The organism is Haladaptatus sp., assembly GCF_049589095.1.
Classification (GTDB): domain Archaea; phylum Halobacteriota; class Halobacteria; order Halobacteriales; family Haladaptataceae; genus Haladaptatus.
The window spans coordinates 1-3,542 of the sequence record NZ_JBAWAC010000466.1 but is presented as its reverse complement, the minus strand read 5'-3'; the positions used below and the strand labels follow the sequence as shown (position 1 = coordinate 3,542).

3 protein-coding genes are annotated in these 3,542 nt (G+C 61.6%); 1 reads left to right on the top strand and 2 read right to left on the bottom strand.

The window, feature by feature from the left end; all coding sequences use genetic code 11:
* Positions 1 to 2: 2 nt before the first annotated feature.
* Entirely contained in the window at positions 3 to 1,931 is a 1,929-nt protein-coding gene (locus WBV42_RS14550; RefSeq protein ID WP_423986672.1) for an ABC transporter ATP-binding protein, read from the bottom strand.
* A 96-nt stretch (positions 1,932 to 2,027) separates the two neighbouring features.
* Here WBV42_RS14550 and sugE point away from each other — a divergent pair, with 96 nt between their 5' ends.
* On the top strand, positions 2,028 to 2,345 hold the full coding sequence (sugE, locus tag WBV42_RS14545) for a quaternary ammonium compound efflux SMR transporter SugE (protein WP_423986671.1): 318 nt from the start codon (positions 2,028 to 2,030) through the stop codon (positions 2,343 to 2,345).
* 273 nt (positions 2,346 to 2,618) lie between these two features.
* Here the strand turns inward: sugE and WBV42_RS14540 are convergent.
* The coding region (locus WBV42_RS14540) for an OBG GTPase family GTP-binding protein (RefSeq protein WP_423986670.1) at positions 2,619 to 3,542 on the bottom strand (924 nt) is incomplete at its 5' end.

Genomic DNA, 3,542 nt, shown 5'->3' with positions numbered 1-3,542 from the left:
ACCTATTCCCGACTCACCTGACTCGCACTCGCCCGCCGGGACGCCTCAAGCACGAACTCCTCGGACAAGGCATCGATCTCCCCGGCCTGCACGCGCCAGAGGTTGGCATACAGTCCGTCGTTGTCGAGCAGTTCCTCGTGCGTACCGCGCTCCACGATTTCCCCCTCTTCGACCGAGAGGATGGTGTCCGCACCCTTCACCGTCGAGAGGCGGTGGGCGATGATGAACGTCGTGCGGTCCTCTGTGAGTCGGTCGAGACTGCGCTGGATGAGCATTTCCGTCTCGGTGTCCACCGCACTCGTCGCCTCGTCCAACACGAGCAGTTCGGGATCGGCCAGAATCGTGCGGGCGATGGAGATGCGCTGGCGCTGGCCGCCGGACAGCTTCAGTCCGCGTTCGCCGACGCGCGTGTCGTAACCGTCCGGCAGGTTGGTGATGAAGTCGTGTGCCTCGGCGGCCTTCGCGGCCGCCACGATATCCTCGTGGGTCGCGTCAAACGCACCGTAGGCGATGTTCTCCTCGACGGTGCCGTCGAAGAGGAAGGTGTCCTGCCCGACGTAGCCGATGTGCTCGCGCAGGCTTTCGACCGTGAGGTCGCGCACGTCGTGGCCGTCCACCCGGATCGCGCCGCCCGTCACGTCGTAGAGGCGCGGGAGGAGCTTGCAGATGGTGGACTTCCCGGCACCCGTCGGCCCGACGAGGCCGACCGTCTCGCCGGGTTCCGCGATGAACGTCACGTCCGACAGCACTTCGTGGCCGTCCTCGTAGGCGAAGTCCACGTCGTCGTACTCGACTTCCCCCTCCACGGTGTCAGCGTCCAGCGCCACGGCGTCCGGACTGCTCGTGATGGCCGGTTCGATGGAGAGCAGACCGAAGATGCGCCGTGCGGAGGCCTTGGCGTCCTCGTAGCGGTCCACCACCTCGCTCATCTGCGTGAGCGGTTCGACCATCCGCTGGGTGAGGATGAGGAAGGTGACGAGGTCGCCAATGCGGAGAGTACCGCCCGAAAAGCCGAGCGGTGGGCCGGAGAGGAGCCACAGTCCCCCGACGACGAACGTCGCGGCGAACGCGATGGAGGTGAGCAACTGCATTCCCGGTCGATAAATGAAGTTCATCCGGAGCGCCTTCCAGTCCCGACGGAAGTAATCGTAAGACACCTTCCGAACGCGCTCGTCCTCGAACGACTCCGTTCCCGCGGTCTTGATGACCTCGATTCCGGCGAGATTGTTCTCCAGTCGCGTGTTCAAGTTCCCGACCGACGAGCGAACCCCCGAGTAGAACTTCTCGATGCGCTTCATGAACCACCACGTGAACAGCGCCGCGACGGGGATAACGGCCATCGTGACGAGCGCGAGTTGTGGACTGGTCAGGAAGAGAATCGCGCCGATGCCGACGATGAGGACGAACAACTGGACGGCACTCCCCATCATGTTGTCGAGGAACAGTTCGAGGCGGTTCGCGTCGTTGTTGAGGACGCTCATCAACTCGCCCGTCTTGTGCTCGTCGAAGAAGGTCATATCCAACCGTTGCATCCACTGGTAGGTCGAGGTCCGCACTTCGTGTTTGACGCGATGGGAGAACAGGTTCAGACTGGACGACCGTGCGAAGTTACAGAACGCCGCGAGCACCATCGCCACGCCCATGATTTCGGCCGAGAACCAGAACTGGCCCATCTGCGTCGTCGGAATCCACGACTGAGGGACGAAATAGAGCGAGTACGCACTGCTATTGAACGACTCGGCGAACACCGAATCGATAGCGACGCCGAGCACGAGCGGCGGCACGAGCGACAGCAACCGCGACAGCAGGCTCGTTGTCAGACCGACGATGAACCAATGGTAGTCATCCTCCCCGTATTCGGTGAACAACCGAACCATCGGTCGTTCCACTTCCTCCCCCAACTTCTCCGGGTCGACCTCGTCGGCACTCATTCCGTGAACGGTTCAGAAGGAATTCATAAAGAGTCACGGGTCTCGGCAGGCTGGGAAACGGAAGACATAGCCCCCTCCCGTCCCGAAATCCGAACCATGTCGTGGAAGCTGCTCGTCGTCGCCGGGTTGTTCGAAGTCGCGTGGGCCATCGGCCTCGAATACTCCGAGGGCTTCTCGAAACTCTGGCCCACCGTCTTCACCGTCGTCGCCCTCGTCGTCAGCATGGCCTTGCTGGCGAAGTCCCTCCAGACCCTCCCCGTCGGCACCGCCTACGCCGTCTGGACTGGAATTGGTGCGGTTGGAACGGCGACGCTCGGCATCGTCCTCTTCGACGAATCCGCCGACGTTCTGCGGATGGTGTTTATCGGGGTGATCGTGGTGGGAATCGTCGGCCTGAATCTCGTCTCCGGCTAACCCCACTCCGAGATGATTTGTCCGGAGCTGTGATGTTAGCAACCTCGATCACGGCTTAGAAAAATCGGAGGTTTTTGAACACGTTGGAGCATCGGCTGGAGAGATGCGTGGCCGTTGCGGGCGATGTGTGGTGGGGCGGTTTCATTGCCGCTCGGAAATCCCAGTCACGACAGAGCCAAATCCAGTTTGTAGCGAACGGTCAGAAGTTCTCGAAACCAATCACTCGGCAACTGTAATCACAAAACTCTCCAAGCATACACGCCCGAACCGTCCCTATTTCCGAAGAATCAACCGAAGCACGTCCTCGTCCGCGAGTTCGTGTTCCACGCCGACCTGCTGTTCGTCGTGCTTGGCGCTCGGACCGCTGACGCGGGCGAAGCGGAACCGCTGCCCCAACTCACCGCCGAGGTGGTTGCAGGCGTCCTCGATGGTACTGCCCTTCGGGAGGACGAGCGGCTCCTCGTAATCGACGCCGCGTCCGGGTTTGTCCATGTAGATCCGCATGAGGCCGAGCTCTTCCCAAATCTTCTCCCGGAGCGCGTCGAGTCCCTTCTCCTTCTCGGCGCTGATGAACACGGCTTCGTCCGGGTCGATGTCGTGGTCGCGGAGTTCCCCGCGGACTTTTTCGGCGTAGTCGTGCTCAATGAGGTCCACCTTGTTCACGGTCACCATCGACGGGAGGTAAACGCGGTTGTCCATGATGCCGTCGATGAGGCGGTCGATGTCCACCTTTTCGCGCAGGGTGACGTTCGCGTTGACGTACCCGCGCTCGCGGAGGACTTCCTTGATGACGTTCTCGGAAATGTCCTGGTCCGCACTGGACGTGACACGGATGCCACCGCGGCCCTTCTTGGCGATGGAGATGCTGGGCGGCGTGGAGTCCAATCGGATCTTGTTCTCGTACAGCTCCTCCTGCAAACGTTCGTACTGGTCTATTTCGAAGACGGAGAGGACGAAGACGACGAGGTCGGCCGCACGAACCACGGAGAGGACTTCCTGCCCGCCGCCACGGCCGTGGGCGGCACCTTCGATGAGTCCGGGCACGTCGAGGAGTTGGATGTTCGCGCCGTTGTACTGCAACATTCCGGGGTTTACGTTGAGAGTGGTGAAATCGTACGAACCGACTTCGCTCTCCGCGGCGGTGAGCGAGTTCAACAGCGTCGATTTGCCGACGCTGGGGAAACCGACGAATGCGAC